This window comes from Nitrospira sp., assembly GCA_029194665.1.
Taxonomy (GTDB): domain Bacteria; phylum Nitrospirota; class Nitrospiria; order Nitrospirales; family Nitrospiraceae; genus Nitrospira_D.
In genome coordinates this window covers 50,138-62,469 of the sequence record JARFXO010000008.1, presented here as the reverse complement: position 1 = coordinate 62,469, position 12,332 = coordinate 50,138, and the positions used below count along the sequence as shown (strand labels likewise).

At 55.4% G+C, this 12,332-nt stretch carries 13 protein-coding genes; 1 reads left to right on the top strand and 12 read right to left on the bottom strand.

Going from position 1 to position 12,332, the window contains the following annotated elements:
• Window positions 1-128: 128 nt before the first annotated feature.
• The 5 genes from ispE to P0119_21435 form a co-directional block, all read right to left on the bottom strand.
• On the bottom strand, window positions 129-1,037 hold the full coding sequence (gene ispE / locus P0119_21455; protein ID MDF0668625.1) for a 4-(cytidine 5'-diphospho)-2-C-methyl-D-erythritol kinase: 909 nt from the start codon (window positions 1,035-1,037) through the stop codon (window positions 129-131).
• The gene (locus tag P0119_21450) at window positions 1,030-2,415 is read right to left on the bottom strand and encodes a sigma-54 dependent transcriptional regulator (GenBank protein MDF0668624.1); all 1,386 of its coding nucleotides are present in this window, start codon (window positions 2,413-2,415) and stop codon (window positions 1,030-1,032) included. The genes ispE and P0119_21450 overlap by 8 nt, the downstream gene beginning before the upstream one ends.
• Window positions 2,400-4,094: an ATP-binding protein gene (locus P0119_21445; GenBank protein MDF0668623.1), complete on the bottom strand. Its 1,695-nt coding sequence runs from the start codon at window positions 4,092-4,094 to the stop codon at window positions 2,400-2,402. Before P0119_21445 ends, P0119_21450 begins: the two co-directional genes overlap by 16 nt.
• A 201-nt stretch (window positions 4,095-4,295) precedes the next feature.
• Window positions 4,296-5,510, bottom strand: coding sequence for a type II secretion system F family protein (locus P0119_21440; protein ID MDF0668622.1), 1,215 nt, complete (start codon window positions 5,508-5,510; stop codon window positions 4,296-4,298).
• 148 nt (window positions 5,511-5,658) lie between these two features.
• Window positions 5,659-6,201 carry a CDP-alcohol phosphatidyltransferase family protein gene (locus P0119_21435; protein ID MDF0668621.1) on the bottom strand — a complete coding sequence of 181 codons (543 nt, stop codon included), beginning with the start codon at window positions 6,199-6,201 and terminating at the stop codon, window positions 5,659-5,661.
• Window positions 6,202-6,356: 155 nt separating this feature from the next.
• Here P0119_21435 and P0119_21430 point away from each other — a divergent pair, with 155 nt between their 5' ends.
• Window positions 6,357-6,674, top strand: a complete 318-nt coding sequence (locus P0119_21430) for a hypothetical protein (GenBank protein MDF0668620.1) — start codon at window positions 6,357-6,359, stop codon at window positions 6,672-6,674.
• On the opposite strand, the gene P0119_21425 is transcribed toward P0119_21430, so the two are convergent.
• From P0119_21425 to ftsZ, 7 genes are all read right to left on the bottom strand, one after another.
• Window positions 6,656-7,807 carry a serine hydrolase gene (locus P0119_21425; protein MDF0668619.1) on the bottom strand — a complete coding sequence of 384 codons (1,152 nt, stop codon included), beginning with the start codon at window positions 7,805-7,807 and terminating at the stop codon, window positions 6,656-6,658. The two genes, P0119_21430 and P0119_21425, sit on opposite strands and share 19 nt — an antisense overlap.
• 78 nt (window positions 7,808-7,885) lie before the next feature.
• Complete coding sequence (locus tag P0119_21420) at window positions 7,886-8,410, bottom strand: DivIVA domain-containing protein (GenBank protein MDF0668618.1); 525 nt, start codon at window positions 8,408-8,410, stop codon at window positions 7,886-7,888.
• Window positions 8,411-8,418: 8 nt separating this feature from the next.
• Window positions 8,419-8,715, bottom strand: a complete 297-nt coding sequence (locus P0119_21415) for a YggT family protein (GenBank protein ID MDF0668617.1) — start codon at window positions 8,713-8,715, stop codon at window positions 8,419-8,421.
• A complete protein-coding gene (proC, locus tag P0119_21410; GenBank protein ID MDF0668616.1) occupies window positions 8,715-9,533 on the bottom strand; it encodes a pyrroline-5-carboxylate reductase in 819 nt (272 codons plus the stop codon). The genes P0119_21415 and proC overlap by 1 nt, the downstream gene beginning before the upstream one ends.
• The gene (locus P0119_21405) at window positions 9,526-10,236 is read right to left on the bottom strand and encodes a YggS family pyridoxal phosphate-dependent enzyme (GenBank protein MDF0668615.1); all 711 of its coding nucleotides are present in this window, start codon (window positions 10,234-10,236) and stop codon (window positions 9,526-9,528) included. Before P0119_21405 ends, proC begins: the two co-directional genes overlap by 8 nt.
• A gap of 84 nt (window positions 10,237-10,320) precedes the next feature.
• Window positions 10,321-11,064, bottom strand: coding sequence for a peptidoglycan editing factor PgeF (gene pgeF / locus P0119_21400; GenBank protein MDF0668614.1), 744 nt, complete (start codon window positions 11,062-11,064; stop codon window positions 10,321-10,323).
• Between the two features lie 40 nt (window positions 11,065-11,104).
• Window positions 11,105-12,301 (bottom strand): cell division protein FtsZ, encoded by a 1,197-nt coding sequence (ftsZ, locus tag P0119_21395; protein MDF0668613.1) that lies wholly within the window; start codon window positions 12,299-12,301, stop codon window positions 11,105-11,107.
• Between the last annotated feature and the right edge of the window lie 31 nt (window positions 12,302-12,332).

Sequence of the window (12,332 nt, the reverse complement as noted above, 5' to 3'; positions counted from 1 at the left end):
CGGCCTCTCCAGTTTGGGGCTATACCACACCGGCAGCGAAGCAAAGCGGTCTGAAATTCCCGAATGGCGTCGGGGTCGCACGAGGCGTGGAGCCATTGCCTCGACAAAGGCTTTTAGAAATCGACCGACTACGAATCAGAATGAGCCGCCACCGTGAAGACCTTGAGATGTGGCTCGTTCAGAAAAGATAGCTGTGCGTGCCGAGCCTGAGCCTCGTCACGGAATACACCGAATACAGTCGCCCCACTGCCCGATAACAATGCCACCTCTGCTCCTGCCGCAATGAGCCGCTGCCTAATGTCATAGAGCGCCGGATAGGCCTTGAACGCCGGCACTTCAAAGTCGTTTTCGGCCGCTTGAAGCACGGCTTCCCATGAGAGCTCATATGCTTTCCCCAGCCCCGCATGGAGATCCGAGAGCGGCTGAACCCCTGATCGGCTTGCAGAAAGTTGCTGATACGCCCACTTTGTTTCGACCGGAAATCCGGGATTCACCAGGACAACCCATCGGTTCCCCTTGATTCGTACTGGCGCTACCTTTTCACCCCGCCCTTCTACAATCGCCGATGGAGCGAAAAAGAAGAACGGGACATCGCTTCCGAGCGTTTGACCAACCTGAACCATCTTCTCCGTCAACCATCCCAAATTCAATAGCCGGTTCAGCCCAATAATTGTCGCAGCTGCATCACTGCTTCCGCCACCCAAGCCGGCCCCCATCGGAATTCGTTTTGCGAGGACGATGTCCAATCCAACGGTTCGACCACAGGCTTCAAGTACCGCTGCCGCAGCGCGATACACCAGATTGGAATGGTCTCCCTTCAAGGACGGTTGATCGCATCGCAAGTCGATGGTCGAATGGTGGCCGCTCAGAGAAAATGCGAGCTCATCCTCCAACTGCACGGTCTGCATCAGAGACCAGAGGTTGTGATAATCATCAGACCGACGGTCAAGAATACGAAGGACGAGGTTGATCTTGGCGGGTGCACGAACGGTAATGGGAGAAGGTACGGCCGTCGAACGGGAAACAGGGTTAGTCACGACCTCCTTTTATAGCATACTTTTCCAAGCGATACCGAAACGACCTAGTGTTGAGGCGGAGCATTCGCGCGGCCTTCTTTTTGACCCATTTCGATCGTTCAAGCGCCTTCAACAATAGGTCCTTCTCGATTCCGTTGATGAGCCCTTCGAGGTCTAACCCCTCCTCAGTCAAATCCAGGGGTATCGCCGGTTGCTGCGACTGCGTCGCGGGTCGGTGAAGCCATCCCCGTACCTCAGCCTCGGTCACCGGCCCTTCCGTCGAGAATGCGACGACCCGTTCGATCAGATTCTCCAACTCACGGACGTTGCCGCGCCATTCATGCCCCAGCAAGACGTGCATCGCCTCGGAGCTGATGCTGGGTTTGGCTTTAGCACTCTCCTTCGAAAATCGTTCTAGAAAGTGATCGACCAGTAGCGGAATATCGCTGGAACGCACACGCAACGGCGGGAGCCGTATAGGAATCACATCCAAACGATAGTACAGGTCTTCCCGGAATGAACCTTCCGCAACGGCTTTCTCGAGGTCCTTGTTCGTGGCGGCCACCACACGTACGTCGACTTTGACGTCTTGATTGCCCCCCACTCGCCGAAACTCCCGTTCTTGGATAACACGCAGCAACTTCACTTGAATCGTCGGGGTCGTATCGCCGATCTCGTCGAGAAAAATGGTCCCTCCATCGGCGATCTCGAACAATCCTGCTTTGTTCGAGATCGCTCCGGTGAACGATCCCTTCATGTGGCCAAACAGCTCACTCTCCAACAACGTTTCCGGCACGGCACTGCAATTTACGGCCACAAAGGGGAGGGCGCTTCTGGCGCTGTTGTAATGAATCGCGCGCGCAACCAACTCTTTTCCCGTTCCGCTTTCCCCGCAGATGAGGACATTGCTTTTCGAATCGGCGACTTTCCGTACAACATCGAACACCTTCTGCATCGCCTCGCTTTGCCCGACCAGCTGCGCGAACGACGACTGGCTCGCCATCTCCCGCTTCAGCAGCATGTTCTCGGCCGTGAGTCGCCGCTTTTCCAGTGCATTCCGAATGATCAACTGGACTTCATCGACCTGAAACGGCTTCGTCAGATAGTCGTAGGCGCCCTGTTTCATGGCTTCGACGGCGGAATCCGCAGTGGCAAAGGCCGTGATGATCAACACGACTGTTTCCGGCGAGGCGGACTTTACGGCCTTCAGGACCTCCATTCCATCGATCTTCGGCATGCGCAAATCGGTGATGACCAGATCAAAGATTTCTCTGTTCAGAAGCCCGATGGCTTCTTCACCGTCCATGGCACACGTCACGGCATATCCGGCCCGTTTGAGCATGATACTCAATACGTCGCGCAAACTTTGCTCGTCATCAACGACTAGGATCTTTTCCACGGTTCTCTACCTTCGTGCCAAAGTCGCACTCCTGAATCTGCCGTACGAGGCAAGCAAACTCCAAATCGTGTTCCTTGCCTTTCCTGGCTATCCACTTTGATCCACCCGCCGTGAAGATCGACGATGCGATGGACTGCGGCCAAGCCCAATCCAGAACCTCGCCTTTTGGTGGTAAAGAACGGGAGAAATATCTTGTCGAGATTCTGCTTCGAGATGCCTTCCCCGGTATCCTGGAACGAGACCTCTACGACCTCGGCCTTTCGTCCGGCGACATCGACCCTTCTACATCCGGTTGCAATCGTCAGTTCCCCCCCCTTCGGCATGGCATCGAAGGCATTCACCGCGAGATTCCAGAACACTTGTTTCATTTGATCCTGATCCACTTGGGCTGGCAAAGGCCCGGCGCAGGGAGCAGCCACGATGGAGATGTTCGTTCTGCTTCGTGCTTCATGTTGTACCAGATCAAGAGTCTCAGCAAGGACTTTGTTCAAATCGTACTCCGCCAGATTGAGCGCAGGCGGCCTGGCATACTGGAGAAACTCCGTGATGATGGTATCCAACCGGGTCGCTTCCCGAACCGCGATGTCCATCAGGCGTCGGCTGGTATCATCGGCTTGGAGATCTTTCCGAAGCATTTGCATCGCTCCGGCCAGGGCACCCAAGGGATTCCTGATTTCGTGCGCCATCCCCGCCGACATCTCCCCCAGGCTGGCCAACCACTCCTTCCGCCGCATTTCTTCTTCGAGGTCGCGGATCTGGGTGAGATCCTTGAACACTCCGACCAGTCCCGTTTTTTCTCCTCGCTCGTGCAAAGGGGCGAGCGTCATGCCGAGGATCAACCGATTGCCGTCGGACCGCTTACATTCCACTTCAAATCGCATGTTACCGGAGGCCTCTTGCAGGAGATCAGTATCTTGTTGATCGGGATGCCAGCCAAATATTTCCTGCCAGGGTCGGCCCTGCACTTGGTCGAAACTGTGGCCGGTGGCTTCCTGCGCCGCAGGATTGAAAGATGTGATCTGCCCCTTCTCGTCTGTCGCAAAAACACCGCTGCTGATGCTATGAACGATATTCTCATGAAAGGCTCGAAGGTGGCTCAGCCCCTGTTCTTTTTCACGAAGCGACTGATCGGCCGACTGCAACTGATCCGCAAGTGCTCCGCTTAAAAAACCAACGACCAGAAACGCCAGGCTGTAGACGCCGAATGCATGGAGCGTTTCTGCCGCACTGAGACGAGTGTGCGGCAGCCATCCCCAAATCTCAGCGAGGCCGTAGAGTTGGACATTGGTCAGAATTCCAAACAGGATGATGCAAAGACTGGCCGTCACGAGGCCTACGCGGCGACGCGGAACCAGACTCGCGACCGTCACGCTGATGACATAGAGCACCGCGAACGGGCTTTCAATTCCACCCGTCCTGGCGATCAATACCGTCTCAAGCAAGAAATCGACGGCTACCTGAGTCCACGCGAACTGCACGAGCACTTGAGGCGTTGTGAACCAACGGAACAGAAATGCGTAAAGTATCGTGACTGCATATGTAAAGATGATCAGGGCGTAAAATGTTTCAACGCGCTCTCCCTTCGTAACCTGGAACGCAAGAGACAACCCCAAGAGCAGCGTAACAAGAACAACTCGCCATCCCATCAACCAGTAAATTCTGGCTTTAATATCTCCCACGAAACGAAACCCCGCCTACAAGATGGTCAACATCATGCTGTCCCGCCTGTCTTCACGGAGATGCCGACCGACCCCACTATGTCATGGAAAGTACGTCGTTCGTTACTGTAACGATGAAGGAGGCTCACTAAGAAGTCAGCGGCTTCGTCCCGTTCCCTTGAAGGGACGAAGCCGCTTTGCAAGGTCGAATCGTCGATTTGCTTACCCGATTGCGGACGCCATCGTAAAGATCGGAAGATACATCGCAACGACGATAAACCCGACCGTGACGCCCAAGAACACCATCATCATCGGCTCCAAGAGGGCGGTGAGATTGGTCACGGCCTGGTCTACTTCGTCTTCGTAAAAATCGGCGATTTTCCCGAGCATGCTGTCCAGCGCACCCGTTGATTCTCCGACCGATATCATGTGGGTCACCATCTTGGGGAATGTCCCGCTTTTGGCGAGCGGTTCAGCGATCGTCTTCCCTCCACTGATACTGACTTTTGCATCAAGGAGCGCCCCCTCCACCACTTTATTTCCGGAAGTCTTCGCGCAAATCGTCAAAGCCTCCAATAACGGAACGCCGCTGGCCAGCAGGGTCCCCAACGTCCGTGTGAATTTCGCCACGGAGGCTTTCCTGATAAGGTCACCGAAAACCGGCAGCCTCAGTAAAAGTTTGTCGATCGCCAACTTGCCTTGTGGAGTGGCATAGTATTTCTTGACCGCCACCACGGTCGCTATGATCACTCCCAGGATGATATACCAATATCCTTGGACAAAATTGCTCATATCGATGACCAGTTGTGTCGGTCCTGGAAGCGCCATCTTTCCGCCGGACATTTCCTTGAACATTTTTTCAAATACAGGAATAACCCAAATCATCAGGACCGTGATCACGATCGCCGCAATGCCGATGATGGCAGCAGGATAGACCATTGCGCTCTTGATTTGTCCCTTCAATTTCATGGCCTTCTCGATATGCTTCGAGAGACGACCCAGAATGGTATCCAACAACCCTCCGACTTCACCGGCATGGACCATATTGACGTACAGATCATCAAAGATTTTCGGGTGCTTGCGGAGGGCATCTGAAAACGTCGAACCTCCCTCGACCTGGACTTTGATCTCACCCACAGATTTCCTCAGAGCCGCATTCTCCGATTGCGTCGATAAGATTTCCAGGCACTGGATCAAGGGCAACCCTGCATTGATCATGGTCCCGAACTGTCGGGTGAACACGACCAAGTCCTTCTCGCTCACACCACTTCCGAGTTTAAGACTGAATCCCTCTTTGGCCGCCCTCTCCTCGAGACTCGTCACCACCACACTTTGTTTGCGTAGGTGATCCACAGCCTCGTCGCGCGACTTCGCGACGAGTTCGCCTTTTTTCACCCCTCCAGATTTGGTCCGCCCAACATATGCAAACGTGGCCATAAATTCTCGTCCTATTGTGGGCTCCGTGAGCCGGTTGTACGGGTAAGGTTCGGACTACGAAGCGAGTCTACTGGTGGGTTGAAAACCTGTCAAAAATAATTGAATTATTTGCCGAGCTGCGAAGAGGTCCTAGGTGCAACGGAGGTCGTTAAACAAGCGGAGGCGCCGCATTCGTTTCTCGATACCCTCGATAAAGGTAATGCAGTCCTGAGGCAAGGGTGAACCCGACCAGCAGGACGAGGAGTGGAGTGAGGATGGAACGGTCGAGCCCTCGCCAGGTCAGGAGGACAATCAAGAGGACGTAGCTCAACTGAAGGAAGGTTGTTCCTTTTCCCAAGAACGTCGGAGTCACATTAATCGGCGTACTGGTAACGTGAGCCACCACAGTCCCCAGGAGGAGAATAATATCCCGGCTTACGACCAAGATGACAAGCCAGGACGGTACCAGATGCAGCATCGCCAGCGAGATAAAACTCGACGTCAGCAGCAACTTGTCTGCAAGAGGATCAAGAAAAGTTCCCAATCGTGTCCGCTGATTCAGCTTGCGCGCAAGATGGCCGTCGATGGCATCCGTCAGTCCTGCCACGAGTAGCGTGAGGAGCGCGAACCCATACGAGCCGTAGGTCATGAATCCTATGTAGACGGGGACCAAGAGGATTCGAAGAATCGTGAGGCTATTGGGGACGTTCATGAGATGGAGCTGGATGAGGTCTGTGACTGGCTGAGGGGAGGCATCATAGTAATCTAAACCAGGCTTGTCAACGAGTTGCAGGTTGCACGTATCACCTCCTATAATTGATTCATCTAGGCTTGTCGTCAACTGTTATTTCGGAGGGATCAGGTAACATGAGCACGTTGCCATTGATGTTTAAGAAAGAAGGATTGGTCGAGAAACATCAGCTTGAAGGAGTCGATCCGAGCGATCGATACTTCAACCGTACCATTCTGGTCAATCGGGTACCATCGGGATACTCGACGAAGATCATGTATGAAGCCTTCGTTGTTGAAAGTCGGTCACACTCCACCATTGCAGCAGCGGTGAAGGAAGTGGTGGATAAACTTCAAGACGCCGGGTTCACTCGCATGAGAACGCGCGCCAATTTCAAGGGAACGCGTTATCTTGCGGAAAAAGAAACGTGGATCGATTATCCCGATCGCCCGTAAGCCGAGCCGACGAACTCACGATACACAAGGTCGTGAATGATCGGCCGAAACTTCTTAATCGCCTCATTGTCGCTCGTAGGGTGTACGCGGTTCGAGAGCAGAACGACTTGCAATTCTCGCACTGGATCGATCCAGACGGAGGTCCCGGTATAGCCGAGATGGCCAAACGAGCGGAATGCGAAATGGCGTCCTGCTGACGACGGCATCGACGGGGTGTCCCACCCGAGCGCCCAACTCGACGAAACTTCCGGTTTCTGTCGTCGTGTAAATTCCCGCACAATTCCTTGATCGAGGATAGCCTTTCGGCCATGGTACGCGTGCAACCATTCGCCTGTAATCGCTAGCACCGAATCGACATTCCCGAATAGCCCCGCATGGCCGGCTTCTCCACCCAGGGCGGCTGCATTCTGATCATGTACCTCTCCGCACAACAGTCGTCCCTGCCGCCACCGGTCGATTTCCGTTGGTGCAACCCCACCGTCTCTACCAGCCACTGCCAAGAACTCGTTCAACCGTTCTCTCAAGACATATTCAATCCGCAGTCCGTTCAGTGGGATCGTGATGAAATCATGAAAAACGCGGTCCAAATCCCGCCGACTGCACCGCTCGACAATCATGCCGAGTAACATGAAACCGAGGTCGCTGTACAGGCTGCGAGAACCCCGCTCGTAGACAGGTGTCTCCGCACTGATTGACCTGATCATCGCCTGTTTCGCACGATTCCTTGCTTCTCCAGATGAGGGAATCTCTCCCTCCGGATTGATCCGCTCATAGAATGGCCGCCATCCGGGTAATCCGGAAGAGTGGGTCAGCAGATCTTGAAGTGTGGCTGAGCCGATCCCAGTCTCGGCACATTCCTGAAGATGCTCAGCGACGGTATCTTCGAGCCGGAGATCACCCTGTTGAATCAGCAGCGCAATGGACGTGACGGTCGCCAACGGCTTGGTCAACGAAGCCAAGTCATAAATCGTGGAAGCGCTGACGGGATGCCCCGGTGGGAAAATCGAAAGTCGTCCGGTCTGAAACCGAGAGACCGGTCTGTCTCCGCACCGCACCGCCAACACGGCTCCCGGGAAGACCCCATCGGCCACGGCTCGATTGAGTGCTGTTTGGATAACGCTGAGATCGGGCATCGGGATGATGATCGACGGGAGACGCTCGGGACAATCGATCGGGGATGACGCAGCGGTGACACCATCAACCGGAGACGCTCAACGGGTCGGGCTGGATTCCCCTTCCAGCTTTTCGTCCTGCATAACACCAGTATCTTGATAGACTTCACTTGCTTCCACGTCCAGCATCCGTTCGAAGGTATGAAGCGTCGCCCGCATCCGCTCTACCATGAGCAGGCGCTGCTTTTGCAGCACAGACAAGTCTCGCTGCGTGTTTCCCAGCTCGGCTCTGGCCTGTCTGAACAGTTCGCCGGCCTTCAACTCCGCTTCCTTGACGATCAGCTCAGCATCGCGTTGCGCGCTTCGCTTGACATCCTCGGCTAAAGACTGCGCGGAGACCAATGTGGTAGACAAGGTCGCCTCTGTCCGTTTCAACTCCGAGATCTGTTGCTCAAGCGACACAATACGATCACGCAAGATGGCGTTATCGCGGTTCAGGAATTCGACGGTTTGCGCAATCTCTTCTAAGAAGCGATTGACCTCTTCACGGTCATACCCACGAAGCTTGACTCGAAAGACCATCTGTTGAATGTCGAGCGGCGTGATCCTCATGGCATCCCCCATTGGTTGACTCAATTCATTCGTACCGCGAGGTCCTTGATCGACTGTACGACCGCAATCTGTAAAAACCAGATGGCCACGATGACGACCAACGGCGACACATCGACGCCCATACTCCAGCCTAATCGCCGTCTGATCGGGGCCAAGACCGGTTCCGTGGCACGAGTGAGGAATTGAACGATCGGATTCCATGGATCAGGATTCACCCAAGAAATCAGCGCTCGGGCAATGACGATCCAAGTGTAGAACGTCAACGCATAGTCAAGTACCGTGGCAAACCCTAACAATGTATTGCCTACTACAAACATCAGCCTCCCAGCTCCCGAGAACGCTTGGCCGCAGCCTCAACAGCGTCGATCAACAGGCCTCGGAGACTTCCCTGCTCAAGCCGATGCAACCCGGCAATCGTTGTTCCTCCCGGAGACGCTACCTGGTCCTTAAGACTCGCAGGATGCTGCCCCGTTTCCAGAACCATTCGCGCCGCACCCAACACGGTCTGCGCTGCGAGGAGACTGGCCGTCTCCCTTGGCAACCCCATTTTGACGCCGCCATCAGCCATCGCTTCAATCATGAGAAAGACGTAGGCCGGTCCGCTTCCGCTCAACCCAGTCACGGCATCCATAAACCGCTCATCGATGCGCACAACCTTGCCGACCGATTCAAAGATCTGTCGTGCACCTCTCACCTCACTTTCCTCTACCCCGGGCCCGATCGTCAAAGCAGTCATCCCTTCGCCGACCATCGCCGGCGTATTCGGCATCGCGCGAATGACGCGAGTCTGTGGCCCACAAGCCTCGATAATTCGACCGAGTCGCAGTCCCGCGACCACCGAGATCACGAGCCGTTTTGTCAGCACATCCCCGATCTCTTTGAGGACTTCGACCGTCACCTGAGGTTTCACGGCCAGGACGACGACATCTCCCGAGACAACCGCCTCATGATTCGTGAGACCAATCTGAATGCCGTACTGTCTCTTGAGATGATCCAGTCGAGCCGTATCTGGGTCCGCGACATAGATCCGGTCGGCTTTGTAGCCTCTTGAGGATAGCACCCCACTGATCAGTGCCTCCGCCATCCGGCCACCACCCACGAACGAGAGGCTTGGTGTGAGCGTGGGACTAGACATGACGTGCTCCAAAAATGGCGGTGCCGACACGGACCAATGTCGCCCCTTCCTCGATCGCGACTTCATAATCGTTCGACATTCCCATCGACAGTTCATCCATCCTCACGGTCGGTAAGTCAAGCGCAGCAATCCGCCGTGCAAGATCATGGAGTTGGCGGAAATACGGCCTAGCCGAATCCGGATCAGCGGTCGGCGGAGGAATCGTCATTAAGCCTTTGATACAGGTATAGGAGAGCTGCGCCAGCATCGGTATCGATCGCACAACGTCATCCGGCTGAAACCCTGCCTTTGTCGGTTCCCTCCCGATATTCACCTCCAACAAGACACTTTGCTGACGGCCGGCCTCTCCCGCACGGCGATCGATTTCTTGCGCCAAGTCTAGACTATCCACAGATTGAATCAGGTCGAAGAAACCGATCACGGACCGTACCTTTCTTCGTTGCAGCTGCCCGATAAAATGCCAGTGAACCGGTGCCTGGATGAGGGCGGCTATTTTAGGAAGCGCTTCCTGTACACGATTTTCTCCTAAGATGGACAAGCCGGCACGTACCGCTTCGGCGATGTGTTCGACCGTCACGGTTTTCGTCGCAGCCACCAATCGCACCGTACCGGCAGGACGCCCGGCTTTTTCTTCCGCCGACTGAATTTTTGCGAGCACCGATTGAACACGGTTCCCTATCGCTTCCGGGTTAAGCGGTTCCATCGTCCTTTCTCACGAGTCGCGGCCGCCCATTCAGCGAACCGTCCGTATTCTAGCGGAAGCACCTCGGAATTGGCAGCGTCCGATTTATCCTCGTCTCACCGGAAACCCGATGGCACTGACCATGGTGCCGTTGACCTTCTTCTCCCGCCGATAGGAAAAAAAGAGGTCTTCGTGGCAAATCGTACAGAGGTTGACGGTCGTGATCGACTTCAGAGGCGCTCCGAGGGTTTGCGCCTGTTCTTTGATGAGCGCTTTCAAATCGAGATGCGCTCTTCCGTCTCTCCTCGTTCGTACCACTTTGTTCCAACGCGGAAATCCCTCAGATAGCTGGTCGAGAACCGGCTCATCCACCTCATAGCAGCAAACCCCGGCGGATGGGCCGATGCTGATCCGTACATGCTCCAGACGCGAGCCAAAGCGAGACTCCAACAGCGCCAGCGTTTTAGGAACAATGCCGGCAACAGCTCCCCGCCAGCCGGCATGAATCGCGGCCACGACACGACGTTTAGGATCGTGTACCAGGATCGGAACACAATCTGCCGTCCGAACCGCCACCATGATCCCAGGTTGATCAGTGACCAAGGCATCCCAACCGCCCACAAATCGGTCCGTCGGAGCCAAGGCTCGGTCCAGCACCAGCGCCTCCGTTCCATGGACTTGCTTCACTGAGAGGGTCCATGAAGACGATGCCACGCCCGCTACACCCCTCCGCGGAATCCCCACTTCCAGGCAGAAACCCATAGCATGCCGACGGGTCCCGAAAAAATGGCAAACCTGACTCCCGGCATGCGCAAACGCCGGGACGGTAATAACCGACTCGCCTGTCATATCAAGATCACAACCCCATCATGCGAAGCGAGGCACGAAATCAGTCTGTTTGTTTGCGAAGAAATGTCGGCACATCCCATTCATCTTCGGCGGTCAACACCGCCCGGTCCATGGACTCTCGCCCATCGTGCATTCGTCTCAAAAACGCCGGGCGATCGAGGTCTTTTATCGGTCGATCACCCGACATCGATGCGCCCATGCCTGCCAACACTGATGGGACAGGTTTGGCCGGTCGACTCGTTCCCCTGTCAGCTCCGATCGTGGATGCTACTGACTCCTCTTCTCGCTCAAACCCGGTCGCGATCACCGTAATGATAAGTTCTTCCCCCATGTCTGGGTTGATGACCTGGCCGACAATGATATTGGCTTCAGGATCTGCCGTCTGCTGGATAATCGAGGCAGCTTCTTCGATCTCGTGCAGCGACATGCTGGGGCCTCCCGTAATATTCAGAAGGACGCCCCGAGCCCCTTCCACACTTCCTTCCTCAAGGAGAGGGCTGCACATGGCCTTTTGAGCCGCTTCGATCGCCCGATTCGGCCCATAGGAAACTCCCATGCCCATGACCGCTCGTCCAGTGTGCGACATCACGGTACGGACATCGGCAAAATCGACGTTCACATGTCCCGTGGTCGTAATGACGTCGGCGATGCCTTGGATCGCTTGCCGCAACACGTCATCCGCGACTTTGAACGCTTCGAGGAGCGGGGTCGATTTATCAACGATCCCCAAGAGCCGTTGATTCGGAATTATGAGCAAGGTGTCCACATGCCGACGCAAGTCGCGGATTCCTTCTTCTGCATGCTTCTGTCGCCGTTGGCCTTCATACTGAAACGGTTTCGTGACGACACCTACCGTAAGGATGCCCATTTCACGGGCGATACTGGCCACAATGGGTGCAGCCCCTGTGCCGGTCCCTCCCCCCATCCCGGCCGTGACGAAGACCATATCGGCCCCTTCGAGACATTCTCGGATGTGCTCTTTACTCTCAAGCGCGGCATCTCTCCCGATCTCGGGCTTTGCCCCCGCACCCAACCCGCGGGTTCGTTCAGGCCCGAGTTGGATCTTATACGGTGCCAGCGATCGATCAAGCGCCTGTAGGTCGGTGTTACCCGCGACAAAATCGACACGCGTGAGACCGGAGGTGATCATCGTATTGATCGCATTACACCCGCCTCCGCCGATTCCGATCACCTTGATGCGGACCGGCGACAGCAGATCTTCTTGGAATGAGAACATTGGGGCACCTCCTCACATCGCCTCGCACGAC

Bases quoted from the DNA above. Each gene is read 5' to 3' on its own strand.
- P0119_21435 (MDF0668621.1), bottom strand. From the start codon at position 6,201: ATGAACGTCCCCAATAGCCTCACGATTCTTCGAATCCTCTTGGTCCCC.
- P0119_21425 (MDF0668619.1), bottom strand. From the start codon at position 7,807: ATGCCCGATCTCAGCGTTATCCAAACAGCACTCAATCGAGCCGTGGCC.
- P0119_21430 (MDF0668620.1), top strand. From the start codon at position 6,357: ATGAGCACGTTGCCATTGATGTTTAAGAAAGAAGGATTGGTCGAGAAA.
- P0119_21415 (MDF0668617.1), bottom strand. From the start codon at position 8,715: ATGTTTGTAGTAGGCAATACATTGTTAGGGTTTGCCACGGTACTTGAC.
- ftsZ (MDF0668613.1), bottom strand. From the start codon at position 12,301: ATGTTCTCATTCCAAGAAGATCTGCTGTCGCCGGTCCGCATCAAGGTG.
- proC (MDF0668616.1), bottom strand. From the start codon at position 9,533: ATGTCTAGTCCCACGCTCACACCAAGCCTCTCGTTCGTGGGTGGTGGC.
- P0119_21405 (MDF0668615.1), bottom strand. From the start codon at position 10,236: ATGGAACCGCTTAACCCGGAAGCGATAGGGAACCGTGTTCAATCGGTG.
- P0119_21420 (MDF0668618.1), bottom strand. From the start codon at position 8,410: ATGGGGGATGCCATGAGGATCACGCCGCTCGACATTCAACAGATGGTC.
- pgeF (MDF0668614.1), bottom strand. From the start codon at position 11,064: ATGACAGGCGAGTCGGTTATTACCGTCCCGGCGTTTGCGCATGCCGGG.
- P0119_21440 (MDF0668622.1), bottom strand. From the start codon at position 5,510: ATGGCCACGTTTGCATATGTTGGGCGGACCAAATCTGGAGGGGTGAAA.